We start from the raw sequence: 14,022 nt of genomic DNA, 5'->3' as shown, positions 1-14,022 counted from the left end.
GGCTCTTGAGCCCACGCTGTTTCGCGCGCCGCGTATCGCCGCGTGGGCTCGAGAGCCCACCCTACAGGCGCTGTCAGGCCTTGCCGCTGACCGGCTTGACCTTGCTGGCAGCCTCCCGTGCGCGCTCGCGCGCGGTTTCCGCGTTCTCTGCCGTGGCCAGCGCCACGCCCATGCGGCGGCGCGCGAAGGATTCAGGCTTGCCGAACAGGCGAATGTCCGCGCCCGGCACGCGCAGCGCGTCGGCAACGCCTTCGAACGCGATGCCCTGTTCGTCCAGGCGGCCGTAGATCACGGCGGACGCGCCCGGGCAGCGCAGCGTGGTGTTAACCGGCAGCCCAAGCACCGCCTTGGCATGCAGCTCGAACTCGCTCTGCACCTGGCTGGCCATCGTCACCATGCCGGTGTCATGCGGACGCGGGCTCACTTCCGAGAACCACACCATGTCGCCCTTGACGAAGAGCTCCACGCCGAACACGCCCAGGCCACCCAGGTTGCCCGTGACCTTGCCCGCGATCTCGCGCGAACGCTCCAGCGCCACCGTGTTCATCGGGTGCGGTTGCCACGACTCGATGTAGTCGCCGCGTTCCTGCAGGTGGCCGATCGGCTCGCAGAAACGCGTTTCGACCTGGCCGTCTGCGCCAATCGCGCGCACCGTCAGCAGGGTGATTTCATAATCGAAGTCGATGAAGCCTTCGACGATCACGCGGCCCGCATCGACACGGCTGCCGGATGCGGCGTAATCCCAGGCCTGCTTGATGTCGGCGGCGCTGTCGAGCTTGGACTGGCCCTTGCCGGACGAGGACATCACCGGCTTGACCACGCACGGAAAACCGATCTCGGCGCAAGCCTGCGTCAGCTCTTCCAGGCTGCTGGCGAAGCGGTAGGGGGACGTGGCCAGGCCCAGCTCTTCGGCCGCCAGGCGGCGAATGCCTTCGCGGTTCATGGTCAGCATCGCGGCGCGCGCCGTGGGGATGCAGGTAATCTTGCCGGCGCCTTCCAGTTCGGCCAGCTTGGCCGTTGCGATGGCTTCGATCTCGGGGATCACCAGGTCCGGCTGCTCCTGCTCGATCAGCGCGGCGAGCTGGTCGCCGTTGGTCATGTCGATTACGTGGGCGCGGTGCGCGACCTGGTGGCCCGGTGCGTTGGCATAGCGGTCCACCGCGATGACTTCGACGCCGAGGCGCTGGAAGGCGATGATGACTTCTTTGCCAAGCTCGCCGGAGCCGAGCAGCATGATCTTGGTTGCGGACGGGGAGAGGGGAGTGCCGAGGATGCGTGGGGTGCTCATGTTGAATACAGCTGAAGTTGCGGAATATTGAAACTATAGCACCCCAGCTGTGATGAGGACGGGCTGGCGCTGGTTGGACAGGCGGGCCGGAAACTGGTCCGGCCACAAGCGGCCGACCGCGAAAAACGCGTGCGGGGCTGGCAAAAACAAAATTACGCCGCTATAATGCGGCCTCCTTTCCCTGATAGCTCAGTCGGTAGAGCGACGGACTGTTAATCCGCAGGTCCCTGGTTCGAGTCCAGGTCGGGGAGCCAGAATGCAAAAGGCCGCGTGCGAACGCGGCCTTTTTTCGTTTGCGCCGCGGCGACCAGCTCAGGCGCGCGCTCGCCGCACGCGACGGCGGCGGCAGGCCACCAGAGCGAGCCCGGCCGCCAGCAGCGCCGCCGCCGACGGCTCGGGAACGGCCGACACCAGGTCGAGCCGGACCGAGGTGCAGTCCTCGGAATTTGGCCCGTTGCAGGCGATGGCAAGGATCTGGCCCTGGTCGTTGATGTCGCTCGCCGTGGCCAGGTGCCAGCCGGCCGGCAGCGTGGTGATGGCGTTCAGGTCGATCATCTTGTGGTCGATGTACAGGAAGGCCGTGAGCGGACTTTCGACGGTCGCCCCGGACTCGCCCACGATCAGCCCTAGGTTGTTGATCGCGTGCGCCTGGCCGTAGCCGCTGCCCAGCGTGCCCAGGTCGATCATTTTGCCGTCCTGGAAGAGGAACGGGTGGATCGCGCTGTCGTCGGGGCCGATGCTGGACCAGCCGACCGCCTGGCCGCAATCGTTGATGTCGTAACCCAAACTGCGCTCGCCGGTGCCGAGCGTTCCCAGGTCCTGCACTGTACCGTCCTGGTAGATGATGGCGTGGTAGAACGGATCGTTGACCGACCCTTGCCCGTTGCTGGCGTAGCCCACCACCGCGTCGTGGTTGTTGACGTTCAGGGCAAAGCTGAAGTCGCCGCCCAGCGTGGGAACGAGTTCCGAATGGCCATTACGGTAGAGGAAGCCGCGCACCGCCTCGTCGACGAACGGATCGGCGATGCCGGCCACCGAGCCGCGGTTGTTGATCGAGTAGCCCTCGGAGGTGTAGTACAGCGACGGCAGCGTGGCGTGGATGTCGACGTAGTTGCCGCCGATGAGGGCGTAGGCGGTGTTGGTGCTGAAGACACGGCCCGTCACGTCCAGGTGGTCGTTGATGCCACTGCCGGTGCCGGGCGGCACGTTGAGCGTGAGGAGGCCGCTGCCGTCCCAGATGGCGGCGCGGTTCTGGTAGGTGCCAACGACGCGGCCGGCGTTGTTCATGGGGTCGAACGGCCCGGGCTCGAACCCGGGCGGCACGAAGGTGACGGTGTACTGCGGGTCGGCGAATGCGGCCAGCGGGGCGGCCGCAAGCAGGGCGAGCGCTGCTGCCAAAAAAGGTTTTCTCGGGATCATGGCGGGCTCCTTGTGCGATGCGTGATCCAACCCAGTTTGCATGGCGTGTTCAGCCGGACTCTGCGAAAACTCAGCAGTGCTGCATGGGCGTCACCCCCGCGCACGATTGGCCTGCCAGACAGATGCAATCGACAAAAGTTGTTGTAAAATCTTCGCTTTACATTTTGCAACAATTTATGTTGTCCGGATTTGCCAGTCGCACATGATTGAAGACGATGCCAGCCACTGCTCGGTCCTGCTGATCGACGACGAGCCGTTCGCACAAGACATCATTGCCCACGGGCTGGAAAACTGTCTCCAGCACACGCTGCGCTTTGACACCAACCCCGAGCGCGCGGTCGAGCTGGCCCGGGAAGTCGACGCCACCGTGGTGCTGGTGGACCTGCGCATGCCGGACATCGACGGCTTCGCGGTCACGCGCCGCCTGCGCCTGGATCCCACGACCGAGCACATTCCGGTGATCCTGCTGTCTTCCGAGGACGATCCGGACATCAAGGCGCGCGCGTTCGCGGCCGGCGCCAACGATTACCTGGTCAAGTGGCCCGACCCGCGTGAGCTGGTGGCGCGCGTGCGCTACCACAGCGGCGCCTGCGTGGCGCGGCGCCAGCGCGACGCCGCCTTCGTATCGCTGCGCCACAGCCAGGAGCAGCTCGAGGCCAGCCAGTGGGCGCTGCACCAGGCGCAGAAGATGGAGGCGATCGGCCAGCTCACCGGCGGCGTGGCGCACGACTTCAACAACGTCCTGCAGATCATCGGCGGCAACCTGCAGCTGCTCAAGCTGATGGGCGGCATCAACGAGGCCGGGCGCGCGCGGGTGGACATGGCGCTGGCCGGGGTCGAGCGCGGCGCCAAGCTGTCCTCGCACCTGCTTGCGTTCGCGCGGCGCCAGCCGCTGCAGGCGGTGGTGCTCAACCCGGGCCACCTGCTGCGCGAGATGGACGAGATGATGCGCCGCGTGCTGGGCCCGCGCGCGCGCGTCGCCACCGAGATCGCGCCCGGCCTGTGGAGCACCACGGCCGACCCCAACCAGCTCAACAACGTGCTGCTGAACCTGGCCATCAACGCGCGCGACGCGATGGCGGGCGAGGGCACGCTCACGATCCGCGCGGCCAATGTCGGTGCCGGCAGCGCGCGGCCCGCCGGCGTGGATCCCGGCGAGTACGTGATGATCGAAGTGGCCGACAGCGGCAAGGGCATGCCGCCCGAGGTGCTCGAGCGCGCGTTCGAACCGTTCTTCACCACCAAGCCGACCGGGCAGGGCACGGGCCTGGGCCTGTCGATGGCCTATGGTTTCGTCAAGCAGTCCGGCGGCGAGATCGTGCTGGAGAGCGAACCGGGGCGCGGCACCAGGGTGCGCATCTACCTGCCGCGCAGCGACGCCGAACCGGCGCAGGCCGAGGCGCCGGCCAGTGCGCCGCTGCTGGGCGGGCTGGAGACGATCCTGGTGGTGGAGGACGAAGAGGACGTGCGCTCCTCGACCTGCGCGCTGCTGTCGGCGCTCGGCTACTACGTGCTCGAAGCGCACGACGCCGGCGCCGCGGTCGACATCGTGCAAAGCGGGCGCCACATCGACCTGGTGTTTTCGGACGTGATCATGCCCGGGCCGGTGAGCGCGCTGGAGCTGGCCGCAATCGTGCGCCAGCGCCTGCCGCACGCGCAGTTCCTGTACACCTCGGGCTACGCGGAAGGCGTGCTGTCACACGAGGGCAAGCTGGACGCCTCGGTCAACCTGCTGCAAAAGCCCTATCACCCGGACGCGCTGAGCGCGCGCATTCGCCACTTGCTGCGGCGCGCCAACAAGCAGCAGGCCGTGCCCGCTCACTTGGGCTTGACGTAACGGCGCGAGCCGGGCGGCGGTTCGTTCAGCACGGCCCAGAAGATGCCCAGGTCGGCGATCGCGCGCACGAACTCGTTGAAATCCACCGGCTTGACCACGTAGGCGTTCACGCCCAGCTCGTAGCTGCGCAGCAGGTCCTGTTCTTCCTTGGACGAGGTGAGCATCACCACCGGCTGGCTCTTGAGGGTGGCGCTGCTGCGGATCTCCTTGAGCACCTCCAGCCCGTCCACCTTGGGCAGCTTCAGGTCCAGCAGCACCACGGCGGGATTGCCCACCGGGCGGCCGGCGTACTCGCCGCGGCGCATCAGGTAGTCGAGCGCTTCGGCGCCGTCGCGCGCGATCACCACTTCGTTGGCAAGCTGGCTCTTGGATAGCGCGATGAGCGTCAGCTCCAGGTCGTGCGGATTGTCCTCGACCAGCAGGATGGGTTTGAGCATAGGTGTCTTTTACTGAATGTCTGGTTTTCGTGGAATGGCGAACGAGAAGGTCGCGCCTTCGCCCTGCACCGAGTTTGCCCACACCCGGCCGTGGTGGCGCTCGACGATGCGGCGCACGTTGGCAAGGCCAATGCCCGTGCCCTGGAAGTCTTCCATGCGGTGCAGGCGCTGGAACACGCCGAACAGCTTGTGCACGTATTCCATGTTGAAGCCCGCGCCGTTGTCGGCCACGTGGAAAATGCTCTCCTGGTCGGTCTGCTCGGCGTAGATGCGGATCACGGCCGGGTCGCGCCCGGCGGTGAACTTGACCGCGTTCGACAGCAGGTTGAACATCGCCAGGTGCAAAAAGGTCGGGTCCGCGCAGATGGCGGGCAGCGGGCCGATCTCCCACGCGATGTTGCGGCCCTGCGCCTCCAGGCCCAGCTTGTCGATGCAGGCGTCCACCATGTCGGTCATGTCGATCGTGGCTGGGCGCAGCGCCGCGCGGCCCATCTGCGAGAAGCTGAGCAGGTCGTCCACCAGCTTGCCCGCCAGGCGCGCGGACTCCTTGATGTTGCGAAGGAAGCGCTCGCGCTTGCCGGCGTCCTCGCTGCCGGCCGATTCGAGCAGCAGGTCGGAAAAGCCGACGATGTGGCGCAGCGGCGCGCGCAGGTCGTGCGACACCGAGTACGAGAACGCTTCCAGTTCCTTGTTGGCGCGGCCAAGCTCCTCGGCCAGCTCGGCCATCTGCTCGGCGCGCTCGAGCGCAATGCCCAGCAGGGCGGTGCGAAACTCGATGGTCAGCTCGATCTCGCCGCTGTGCCAAGGCAGGCTGGTGCCGCGGATGGTCTCCTGCCACGACGCGAAGCTGGTGCGCGGCGACAGCTGCACCGGGTCCCCGGGGCCGGCCGCCTTGTGGCGCGGGTCGCCGGCCCATTCGACGGTGTGGATGACCTCGGGGCGGAACCACAGCAGGTAGTGCTTGTGGATGCGCGAGATCGGCATCGCCAGCAGGCCACTGGCCACGGCCATCATCTCGCGCGCCGGCGGGTAGATCGAGGGCAGGCGGTCGGTGTGGAACACCTCGACCTGGCCGCGCATGCCCAGCCACGCCACCAGGTCCTGGATCTGCGCATGCGAGGGCGCCGCGCCGTAGGTCAGCACGCGGTCGTCGGCGACGATCGCCACCCCGCCGGCGCGTGCAAAGCGCAGCAGTTCGGGGAACACGCTGCTCATGTTGTCGACGAAGTCGGCGCCTTTGGTCAGGCCGCCCAGCATCGACACCATGATGCGGCGCACTTCGAGCCGGAACTGCAGTTCGCTCGCGTCCTCGCGCGTCTCGATGCACAGCGCCAGGATCTGGCCCAGCTGCTCGCAGGCGGTGCGCTTTTCGAACGGCACTGCGCGCGGCTCGGCGTTGTGGCACGAGATCAGGCCCCACAGCTTGCCGCGCACCACCAGCGACACCGACATCGACGCCAGCGTGCCCATGTTGCGCATGTACTGCAGGTGCACCGGCGAGACGCTGCGCAGCGCCGCGAACGACAGGTCGTTCATGTTGCCGGTGGCCGGGTTCACGGCCGGCACCAGCGGCGAAGGCGTGTAGTTGGCGTCCTGGATCAGGCGGATGCGCGAGAGCGTGTACAGGTCGCGCGCCTGGGCCGGGATGTCGGACTCGGGAAAGCGCTGGCCCAGGTACGACTGGTACGACAGGTCGCGCGATTCGGCCATCACGTGGCCGTGGCCGTCGCCGTCGAACTGGTACACCATCACGCGGCCAAAGCCGGTCACCTCGCGGATGTGGTGGGTGGCCAGCTGGGCCAGCGACTGCACGCTGGCGGCTTCGTTCACCTTGAGCAGGAAGTCGCCGATCAGCGGGTACAGCTGGCGAAAGTCGGCCGGCTCGGCGCGCCCGGCCGGCTCGAACTCGGCGATGACCACGCCGTCCCACTCGTGGGCCAGCACGTCGAAGTGGCGGCCGTTGGCCAGCGTCGTGGTGCCGAGGTAGAACGGCCGCGCGGACAGGGGGGCGGACAGGGCCGGCGCCAGGCGCGCATGGGCTTGCTCGCCGATCACCTGCGCCAGCGGCTGGCCGACCGCCGCCTCGGCCGCCACCCCGGCCCACTCTCCCAGGCTGGCGCTGGCCTGCAGCACCTCCAGCGCGTGCGACAGCGTCAGCAAGAAGCCGTGCGGCTGGATACTGCCCGGGGTGCGGATCGGTTCCTTGTCACAGGCGGACAGGTCGAGAACGGGAGGGGAAGCCTGGGTCATGAGGGGACGTGTTGCTGCGGATGAAACAAGTCACACATTTTACATGCAAAGCTTGAGAAAACACCTGGCTTCACTCTGCAGGCCGCGAGAAAAGTGTGGCAATTCGCAACATTTGCACGGAAATCACGCATCAGTTGTGGGACAATTACAAAATGACATGTTCGCCCGACTATGCCGCGCTGTTTCGCGCGTCCCCCTATCCGCATTTGCTGCTCGATCCGGGCTTGCGAATCGTGGCCGCGAATCCGGCCTATCTGCAGGTGACGGGGGCGCATGAGGGCGACATCGTCGGCTTGCCGATCTTCGACGCCTTTCCGCCCAATCCGGATGACCCGGAATCGACCAACGTGGCCGAGGTGCGCGCCTCGCTCGAACGGGTGATCGCGACCGGCAAGCCGGACGGCGCGGTGTTCGTGCGCTATTCCATCCCGCAGCGTGACGGCCACGACACGGGTTTCAAGGAGCGCTACTGGAGCACCGTGCACACGCCGGTGTTCGACGACGCGGGCCGGCTTGCCTACATTTCGCAGAACGCGCTGGACGTGACCGAGTTCTACCGCTACGACCGGCGCCGGCGCACGGCGCTGCCGGCCGCCGGCGACGCGCTCGACGCGACCGGCGACGCGGTGGAGCAGGCGCGCCGCCATGCGGCCATGCAGCGCGCCGTCATCGGCGAGCGCAGCTACCTGCGCAACCTGTTCAACCAGGCGCCGGGCTTCATCGCGGTGCTGAACGGTCCCGAGCATGTGTTCGAAATCGTCAACGAGGCCTACTACCAGCTGGTGGGCCACCGCCCGATCATCGGCAGGCCCTTGTCCGAGGCGCTGCCAGAAGTGCGCGGGCAGCGCTTTCCGCAGTTGCTGGACAGCGTGTACGAGAGCGGCAAGACATTCGTCGGGCGCGGCATGAAGGCGCACCTGCAGCGCGAACCGGACGGGGCGCTGGTCGAAGCCTATGTGGACCTGCTGTACCAGCCGCTGTTCGGCCAGGACGGCAAGGTCAATGGCATTTTCGTGCAGGGGCACGACGTCACCGAAGCGCACGCGGCCCAGCTGGCCAAGCGCGAGAGCGAGGAACGGCTGGCCGACGGCATGCTGGCCGCGCGCATGGTGGTGTGGGACTGGAACGTGGCGACGCGCGAGGTCATCTTCTCCGACAACGCCGAGCACGTGCTGGGCGCGCGCGGCGGCACCATGGCCGAGATGCATGAACACCTGCCGCTCGAAGACCGCGAGCGCCTGCAGGCGGCCCATGCGCGCGCGCTGGCCGCGCGCGGCAGCTACGCCGAGACGGTGCGCTACGTGCGTCCGGACACCGGGCGCCTGCTCTGGCTCGACGTGCGCGGCAAGGTGCGCTGCGGCGCCGATGGCAATCAGGAATCGGTGCGCGGGGTGGCGATCGACGTCACCGAGCGGGTGCGCGCCGAGGAAGACCTGCGCGACGCGCACCGCCGCAAGGACGAATTCCTGGCGATGCTGGCGCACGAGCTGCGCAACCCGCTGGCGCCGATCGCGGCGGCGGCCCAGCTGCTGCGCCACGGCCCGCCCGACCCGGCAAGGCAAGCGCAGGCGGCCGACATCATCACGCGCCAAGTACGCCACGTGGCGGGCCTGCTGGACGACCTGATCGACGTCTCGCGCGTCACCCGCGGCCTGGTGGCGATGGAGCGCGCGCCGGTGGACATGCATGGGGTGGCGGCCGATGCGCTCGAACAGGCGCGCCCGGCGGCCGAGCGGCGCGGCCAGGCGCTGGCGGTGCGGCTGCCGGACGCGCCGGCGCGCATTTTGGGCGACCACAAACGCATCGTGCAGGTCCTGTCCAACTTGCTGGGCAACGCGTGCAAATACACGCCCGAGGGCGGCCACCTGCAGCTGGAGATGGCGCTGTCCGACGGCGCGGTGGTGCTGCGCGTGGCCGACGACGGCATCGGCATCGGGCCGGAGCTGCTGCCGCATGTGTTCGACCTGTTCACGCAGGGCGAGCGCAGCGCCGACCGCGCGCAGGGCGGGCTGGGCGTGGGGCTGGCGGTGGTGCGCAGCCTGGTCGAGCAGCATGGCGGGCAGGTGCGCGCGGCCAGCGACGGGCCGGGCAAGGGAAGCACCTTCACCGTGGTGCTGCCGCTGCTGGACGGCGGCATGCAGGCCGCGATGCCCGCACCTGCCGCGCCGGCCGCCGCGCCTGGGCTGCGGGTGCTGGTGGTGGACGACAATCCGGATGCGGCGCGCATGCTCGCCATGCTGCTGGAGACCGAAGGGCACGAGGTCGCGGTGGAAAACAGTTCGGCGGCGGCGCTGCGCCGCGTTGCCACCGACGTGCCCGACGTGTGCCTGCTCGACATCGGCCTGCCCGGCATGGACGGCTACGAGCTGGCGCGGCGCCTGCGCGCGCTGCCGGCGCTGGCGGCCAGCCGGTTGGTCGCTGTCACCGGCTACGGCCAGCCGGCCGACCGCGCGCTGGCGCTGCAGGCCGGCTTCGACCATCACCTGGTCAAGCCGGTGGACCTGGCCGAGCTGTTCGGGCTGCTGCGTTCCGTTACAAAAGGCTGAGGCCGCTGTTCAACGGGGACGGCGATTTGCAAAACCACGGTGTATCATAGGATACATTTTGACCCGACGACTGGAATGCCCCACGCGCCAATGACACACAGCGAGCCCGCACCGTTGCCGTTAAACGAGATGCAGCGATTCCAATACCTCATCGCCGGCATCAACGATTATGCGATCTACATGATCGACCCGAACGGGTACATCACGAGCTGGAACGCGGGCGCGCAGCGCTTCAAGGGCTACACCGAGCACGAGATCATCGGCCAGCATTTCTCGCGCTTTTACACTCCCGAGGACCAGGCCAGCGGGCTGCCGGTCAGGGCGCTGGGGATCGCGCTGGCAGAGGGTAAATACGAATCGGAAGGCTGGCGCGTGCGCAAGGACGGCACGCGCTTCTGGGCCCACGTGGTGGTCGACCCGATCTACAACGAGGACGGCAAGCTGCTGGGCTACGCCAAGGTCACGCGCGACGTCACCGAGCGCAAGCATGCCGAGGACGCGCTGCGCGAGAGCGAGCAACGCTTCCGGCTGCTGGTGCAGGGCGTGAGCGACTACGCCATCTTCATGCTCTCGCCCGAGGGCATCGTCACCAACTGGAACGTGGGCGCGCAGCGCATCAAGGGCTATTCCGAGGAAGAGATCGTCGGCAGCCATTTTTCGCGCTTCTATACCGAGGACGACCGCAAGGCGGGCCAGCCCGAGCTGGCACTCCAGGCCGCGCGCCAGGCCGGGCGCTTCGAGCGCGAAGGCTGGCGCGTGCGCAAGGACGGCAGCCGCTTCTGGGCCCATGTGGTGCTCGACGCCATCCGCGACGAGCATGGCGCGCTGCTCGGCTTTGCCAAGATCACGCGCGACCTGACCGAGAAGAAGGCCGCCGCCGACGCCCTGGCCAAGGCCAACGCGGCACTGTTCCAATCGCAGAAGATGGAGTCGATCGGCCAGCTCACCGGCGGCATCGCGCACGACTTCAACAACCTGCTGTCGGTGCTGGCCAGCGGGCTGGAGGTGCTCAGCCTGCAAGGCGGCGGCGCGGGGCAGGCCAAGACCCTGGACAGCATGCGGCGTGCGGTGGACCGCGGCGCCGCGCTCACCCAGCAGCTGCTCGCGTTCGCGCGCCAGCAGCCGCTGCAGCCGGAAACGCACAACATCAACCGGCTCATCACCGGCTTCGAGTCGGTGCTGCGCCGCGCGGCCAACGCCGCGATCCGGTTCGACATCGTGCTCGAGCCGCAACTGGGCAGCGTGATGATCGACCGCGCGCGCTTCGAGTCGGCCCTGCTGAACCTGGTGGTGAACGCGCGCGACGCCATGCCCGGCGGCGGCGAGCTGAGGATCGAGACCTCGCAGGCCAGGCTGGGCGAGAAGGACGTGCCGGGCCTGCCCGCGGGCCAGTACGCGCGCGTGACGGTGCGCGACAGCGGCACCGGCATGTCGCCCGAGACCATCCGCCGCGCGTTCGAGCCGTTCTACACCACCAAGGAGGTGGGCAAGGGCACCGGCCTTGGCCTGTCGCAGGTGTACGGCTTCGTCAAGCAGTCCGGCGGCGAGGTGGTGATCGAGAGCGCGCTGGGAACAGGCACCGCGATCTCGATCTACCTGCCCGCGGTGGAGGGCGCCGAGCATACCGACCAGGACCACACCGAGACCGTCCTGATCGTCGAGGATGAGGCCGACCTGATGGACATGGCCACCTCGCTGTTCCTGAACATGGGCTACAACGTGCTGACCGCGCCGCGCGCCAGCGAAGCGCTGGGCGTGATGGCGGCGCGCCCGGTGGACGTGCTGTTCACCGACATCGTCATGCCCGAGATGGACGGGATCGAGCTGGCCAACCGCGTACGCGCCCTGTACCCGGACACCCGGATCGTCATCGCCTCCGGCTACCCGCTGTCCAAGCTGCGCGAGAAGCACGACAACCTGAACAAGTTCACCTTCGTTAACAAGCCTTACCGCCTGGCCGACCTGGCGCGTGCGCTGCGCATCGCGAGCTGACCATGAACCTGCACATCGACACGCCACTGCTGGCCTCCACCGCAATGGGCGCGCGCGCCGGCCAGGCGATCTGGCTGAAGATGGACGCGCTGCAGCCATCCGGCTCGTTCAAGCTGCGCGGCATCGGGCACGCCTGTGTCACCTACGCGCGGCGCGGCGCGCGCCGCTTCATCTCTTCGTCGGGCGGCAATGCCGGGATCGCCGCTGCGTATTGCGGGCGCCGGCTCGGCGTGCCGGTGCTGGTGGTGGTGCCCGAAACGGCAAGCAGCCGCGCCCGCGAGCTGATCGCGCGCGAAGGCGCCGAGATCCGCGTGCACGGCGCCTCGTTCCAGGAGGCGAACGCGCACGCGCTGTCACTGCTGGGCGAACACGACGCCTTCATCCACCCGTTCGACGATCCGCTGCTGTGGGAAGGGCACGCGAGCATGATCGACGAGACCGTGCGCGCCGGCGTGCGCCCGGACGCGGTGATCCTGTCGGTGGGCGGCGGCGGGCTGCTGTGCGGCGCGGTCGCCGGCCTGCGCCGCAACGGCCTTGCCGAGGTGCCGGTGTTCGCGGTCGAGACCGAGGGCGCCGATTCGTATGCGCAGTCGGTCGCCGCCGGCGCGCGCATCGAGCTGCCGGCCATTACCAGCATTGCCACCTCGCTGGGTGCGCGCCGCGTGTCCGAGGCGGCGCTGGCGCTGCGTGGCACGCATCGGGTGCATCCCGTGGTGCTGCCCGACGCCGACGCCGTGCAGGCGGCCTTGCGCTTCATGGACGACCACCGCATCGTGGTCGAGCCGGCGTGCGGGGTGTCGCTGGCGCTGGCCTACCGCGCCGGCGAGCTGCTGGCTGGCTTTTCGAACGTGCTGGTGATCGTGTGCGGCGGCGTGACCGCGACCGTGCCCCAGCTGCAGGCCTGGGGAGCCGCTACAGCGCAAAGATGATGTCCGCAATCCGGTCATAGACCGGGTCGGCCGACGGGCCCGGGTTGGGCCAGTTGAGGATGTCGAAGTGGTCGTAGCCGCGGTAATTGCCGAGGAAATTCCAGCTGCCCTTGAGCGCGTTGCCGTCGTAGTCGCGCACCGGATGGCCGGCGGGCGCGCGCATGCTGGCCGTGTTGACCACGCCGTCGTTGGGGAACCAGGTCTCGTCGATGCGCACGCGCCCCGGCGCGTTTTGCGTGTAGCCGCCCATGCCGTGTTGCATGGCCGATGGCACGATCCACTCGCCCGCGTACGGCTTGAAGTAGGGGATCATGTCCTCGCGCGGGTACTGGTAGCGCACGTTCTGGATCGGCGCCAGCGCGCGGTCGGTGCCGTTGCAGCACCAGCTGCCGGCCTCGGTGGCCAGCGTGCCGACCGAGAAGTAGTACACGTTGGGCGAGGTGCGCGCCCACAGGTTGAAGTCGCGCGCGCCGTCCGGCGCCAGCTCCCAGTGCGCCATGTCGTTGTCGAACATGTCGCGCAGCGGCGTGTGCAGGTTGGGCAGGAAGTCGAGGATCGCGTCGCGCAGCGTGGTGCCGTTGTGCGGCGCCGAGATCGTGGTCACGCTTTTTACCCATCCGGTCTTGCCGCCCTTGAACAGCTCGCCGTCGCCCTCGCCGGGCGCGCCATGTTCGAGCAGCTCGACCAGTGCGCGGATCGTGGTGCCGCCCTGGCTGTGGCCGATCAGGTGGATGGGGTGGCTGGCGTCCCATTGCGGGTAGAACGCGAGCGGGTAGTGTTCGGGGTTGTGCGCGGCATCGGCGGCCCAGCATTTGCCGGCGGGCTTTTGCGGCTGGCCCGGCGGATCGTACTTGACCACGTGCTGCTGGCCGTAATCGACGCAGCCGCCCTTGATCTGTGCGTACAGCTCGGCCGCGCGGTCCCAGTTGGAGCTGATCGCGCCCACGCCGGCCGCGAACACCGCGTGCGGGCCCTTGTACACCTGCATGTGGGCGGCGATGTCGCCGTAGCCGCCCCAGTACTTGAAGCCGGATTCGCGGAACTGCCCGGGGCCGAATCCGAGAAAGCCGTGCACCAGGATCACGGGATCGTTGTTGGCAGCCGCGGCGGGCAGCCACGGCGACAGCGCGGCCGCGGCCAGCAGCGCGCGTGCGACACCTTGGGCGAATCGCGACATGGGGCTCTCCAGCGGATGTGTTCAAACCTCCGACATTGTCCGGGGTCAGCCGGGGCCGTGGTTTGTTCTACATCTGAAAAGCGGGCACGAGCAGTCGCTTGTTGTGTGTCGGAAATGTAGGGTGGGCTCTTGAGCCCACGCCGTGAG

The 14,022-nt window shown here is 68.2% G+C and carries 9 protein-coding genes and 1 tRNA gene; 5 read left to right on the top strand and 5 right to left on the bottom strand.

The window, feature by feature from the left end; genetic code table 11:
- Window positions 1–73: 73 nt before the first annotated feature.
- A complete protein-coding gene (gene purT / locus NX774_RS03945) occupies window positions 74–1,288 on the bottom strand; it encodes a formate-dependent phosphoribosylglycinamide formyltransferase (RefSeq protein WP_258820853.1) in 1,215 nt (404 codons plus the stop codon).
- Window positions 1,289–1,466: 178 nt separating this feature from the next.
- Between purT and NX774_RS03940 the strand changes: the two genes are divergently transcribed.
- A tRNA-Asn gene (locus NX774_RS03940) sits at window positions 1,467–1,542 on the top strand.
- Window positions 1,543–1,600: 58 nt separating this feature from the next.
- On the opposite strand, the gene NX774_RS03935 is transcribed toward NX774_RS03940, so the two are convergent.
- Complete coding sequence (locus NX774_RS03935; RefSeq protein WP_258820852.1) at window positions 1,601–2,707, bottom strand: PEP-CTERM sorting domain-containing protein; 1,107 nt, start codon at window positions 2,705–2,707, stop codon at window positions 1,601–1,603.
- Between the two features lie 202 nt (window positions 2,708–2,909).
- Here NX774_RS03935 and NX774_RS03930 point away from each other — a divergent pair, with 202 nt between their 5' ends.
- Window positions 2,910–4,544: a response regulator gene (locus NX774_RS03930; RefSeq protein ID WP_258820851.1), complete on the top strand. Its 1,635-nt coding sequence runs from the start codon at window positions 2,910–2,912 to the stop codon at window positions 4,542–4,544.
- Here NX774_RS03930 and NX774_RS03925 read toward each other — a convergent pair.
- On the bottom strand, window positions 4,526–4,981 hold the full coding sequence (locus NX774_RS03925) for a response regulator (protein WP_258820850.1): 456 nt from the start codon (window positions 4,979–4,981) through the stop codon (window positions 4,526–4,528). The two genes, NX774_RS03930 and NX774_RS03925, sit on opposite strands and share 19 nt — an antisense overlap.
- A gap of 9 nt (window positions 4,982–4,990) precedes the next feature.
- Window positions 4,991–7,231 (bottom strand): ATP-binding protein, encoded by a 2,241-nt coding sequence (locus tag NX774_RS03920; protein WP_258820849.1) that lies wholly within the window; start codon window positions 7,229–7,231, stop codon window positions 4,991–4,993.
- 152 nt (window positions 7,232–7,383) lie between these two features.
- Here NX774_RS03920 and NX774_RS03915 point away from each other — a divergent pair, with 152 nt between their 5' ends.
- The 3 genes from NX774_RS03915 (at window position 7,384) to NX774_RS03905 (ending at window position 12,698) form a co-directional block, all read left to right on the top strand.
- Window positions 7,384–9,777 carry a PAS domain-containing hybrid sensor histidine kinase/response regulator gene (locus NX774_RS03915; protein WP_258820848.1) on the top strand — a complete coding sequence of 798 codons (2,394 nt, stop codon included), beginning with the start codon at window positions 7,384–7,386 and terminating at the stop codon, window positions 9,775–9,777.
- 129 nt (window positions 9,778–9,906) lie between these two features.
- On the top strand, window positions 9,907–11,769 hold the full coding sequence (locus NX774_RS03910; protein ID WP_258820847.1) for a hybrid sensor histidine kinase/response regulator: 1,863 nt from the start codon (window positions 9,907–9,909) through the stop codon (window positions 11,767–11,769).
- 2 nt (window positions 11,770–11,771) lie between these two features.
- Entirely contained in the window at window positions 11,772–12,698 is a 927-nt protein-coding gene (locus NX774_RS03905) for a pyridoxal-phosphate dependent enzyme (protein ID WP_258820846.1), read from the top strand.
- On the opposite strand, the gene NX774_RS03900 is transcribed toward NX774_RS03905, so the two are convergent.
- Window positions 12,682–13,875, bottom strand: a complete 1,194-nt coding sequence (locus tag NX774_RS03900) for an esterase/lipase family protein (RefSeq protein WP_258820845.1) — start codon at window positions 13,873–13,875, stop codon at window positions 12,682–12,684. The two genes, NX774_RS03905 and NX774_RS03900, sit on opposite strands and share 17 nt — an antisense overlap.
- Between the last annotated feature and the right edge of the window lie 147 nt (window positions 13,876–14,022).

The sequence above is a fragment of the Massilia agilis genome (genome assembly GCF_024756255.1).
Lineage (GTDB): Bacteria > Pseudomonadota > Gammaproteobacteria > Burkholderiales > Burkholderiaceae_D > Telluria > Telluria agilis.
Note: the sequence above shows the minus strand (reverse complement) of the source record. Positions and strands in the feature narration are given on the sequence as shown.